Below are 2,673 nucleotides of genomic sequence, written 5' to 3'. Positions count from 1 at the left end.
TTTTTTACTGTCATTATTAACAATAAAAAACATTTATAGCACAGATAGATTAGTACCAGACATTCGTGAAGATAATAAGATATTAGGTAAATACTTACATAATAAATTCCCTACGATCATAGGTGACTTATCTTACTTGTTTATATCTGTAATAAGTAATGATAAATACAAGCAAGATAATTTATCAAATAAAATAGTTGATGAATCAATTTTAAATACAAAATCATCAAATAACACCTATCATAATATTGTTGTTATAATAGGAGAATCATCATTATCATCGCGTTACCATTCTTATGGATATGAGAAAAACACAACTCCAAATCTAGATAAAATGATTGATAATGGGATAGGTTGTATAGTCAACAATGTCCATTCATCTGCACCTATTACAAGAGACTCAATATCCATGTCATTATCATTTAACTCTCCAGAAAATAATGAAAAAATGTTTTCCAGAAAAACCATTATTGATATGGCAAAAGACTCTAATTACTCAACTTACTGGATTGGCTCTCAGTCTTTAAATGGTGTTTATTCTTCTAAATATGGCTATATAGCTAAAAAAAGCGATCATATTTTTCTAACACAAGAAGAAGATGACAAAATACCAGATATCTTAGAAAAAGAAATAAATAATAATAGTGAAAATAAATTTATAGTAATACATTTATTAGGTAGCCATCTTCCATATACAAATTACTATTATAATGATAAAAGAAACAACCCTGACATGGATGATTATGATTTAACAATATTAAAAACTGATAACATTATAAAAAGAATTCAAAGTATAGTAGAAAACGCTGGCGATTATGTTTTAATTTATACATCTGATCATGGAGAGATTGTAAATAAAGGTCATGGTTTTCGATATGGGAAAGATCAGTTCTTAATTCCATTATTTTTATTTACTAATCAAGACCAAAAACTCTGTAAATATATTAATAAATTCAGAAGTAACAATGGCTGGTTAAATGGAAATATGAATAAATATATCTTATCAGAATTTTTAAGCTATAACATAGATGAAAAGCACCTCGACAAAGAAAAAGAACAGGATAAAATCCTTAATGCTAATAGTGAAATTATGTTATTTGAACAAATAGATTAATATAATATTCGATGAGCCTATTAATATAGGCTCTAATCTTGTTAATCTAATACATATACTCCTTTCGCTGAACCATATGTGCTATCAGTCATCTTTAAGTTTTTCCCATCGCTAGATACTTGAAACTCCCAAAAAGCGGCCGTATGAACAAATACTGTCGCTCTTAATATTTACTAACGGGGAGACAAGAAAGCCTGCATATAGTGACGCTACTACTCTCATTTTGACGACGAATATCGTCAAATTTCATACCTGAATCTGCGAGTTTCAAAATATTCACGATTTGAGTTTCAGTAAAACGAGATTTTTTCATCATAACATCTGCAATTTTTAGAGCAGAAATTCTAATTATAGCTATCTTATTTTAAGGGAATTCGACATTTTGTTGTCATCTATTTATGGACATTATCTTCTCTAAACCATAGTTTGATGAGAATACGTTTGAAATGAAAAATGTTAGATGGGAACCAATGAGAACGTATATGACAAAGGTGTGGCAAGAGATTTGTTTGAGAGGTTGGGAGTGTTTTTAAAGTGATATAAGTAATATTCAAAAAAGCATAACTACATATATTGATGAACTAAATTCCTCTAGATGGTATCATTCTATGAATAATATTCATAGTTAATCAAAAAGTAATATGCAAGATAAAAAATTTAGAAATGACATTAATGGGTTGCGAGCTATTGCTGTTTTGGCTGTGATGTTGTTTCACTTTGTTCCATCATCTCTCCCCGGTGGATTTGCTGGTGTTGATGTTTTTTTTGTTATATCTGGTTTTTTGATGACCTCAATAATTTTTAGAGGATTAAAAAATAATAACTTTTCTTTATGGAATTTCTTAAAAGCAAGAGCTAGGCGGATAGTTCCGGCATTAGTAACTGTCATATCAATAGTATTAGCACTTGGTTATCTTTTCTTCGAGCCACTAACATATCAATTAGCAGGTAAACATGGATATTCTAGTTTACTTTTTATATCTAATATTACTTATGCCAAGGAAGCCGGATATTTTGATTCCGATTCACTTAGTAAAATATTTTTGCATACATGGTCACTATCAGTAGAGTGGCAATTTTATATAATATACCCAATAATATTACTTACATTATCAAAATTTTTCTCAACAAATACACTAAAAAAAGTTATTTTAGTTTCTGCCATTATAAGTTTTTCTTTTTGCATTTATTTATCTAACATAAATAAAACACTTTCTTATTTCATGATTTACACTAGAGCATGGGAAATGCTTTTGGGAGGCATTGCATTTTTGTTCCCATTATCCACAACAGATAATAAAAAAAGAACAATTGAGATACTAGGATTAATTCTAATTATTATATCATTTTTTATTTTTTCAAATGCTGATTCATGGCCTAGTTACAATACTTTATTACCTGTTTTAGGAGCATTTTTTTGTATACAGGCTAATAATACAAAAACCATTTTATCAAACATAATATTACAAAAAATAGGACTTTGGTCTTATTCTATTTATCTTGTGCATTGGCCACTAATAGTCTTTTGTAAAAAAATAAATACAGAAATAAATATAATC

General features: G+C 28.3%; 2 protein-coding genes and 1 pseudogene. 2 read left to right on the top strand and 1 reads right to left on the bottom strand.

All coding sequences use genetic code 11. The features are described 5' to 3' along the window. A partial coding sequence (locus AACU98_RS00950; protein WP_161735353.1) for a phosphoethanolamine transferase occupies window positions 1-1,114 on the top strand: 1,114 nt, incomplete at its 5' end. A 202-nt stretch (window positions 1,115-1,316) separates the two neighbouring features. Here AACU98_RS00950 and AACU98_RS00945 read toward each other — a convergent pair. Continuing rightward, window positions 1,317-1,427, bottom strand: a pseudogene (locus tag AACU98_RS00945) (IS3 family transposase); the annotation flags it as partial. A gap of 328 nt (window positions 1,428-1,755) precedes the next feature. On the opposite strand from AACU98_RS00945, the gene AACU98_RS00940 reads away from it, so the two are divergent. Beyond that, a partial coding sequence (locus tag AACU98_RS00940) for an acyltransferase family protein (RefSeq protein ID WP_161735350.1) occupies window positions 1,756-2,673 on the top strand: 918 nt, incomplete at its 3' end.

Origin of the sequence: Proteus sp. G4380 (assembly GCF_963885725.1) — a bacterium.
Taxonomy (GTDB): Bacteria; Pseudomonadota; Gammaproteobacteria; order Enterobacterales; family Enterobacteriaceae; genus Proteus; species Proteus mirabilis.
This window is presented reverse-complemented; position numbering and strand designations above follow the sequence as displayed.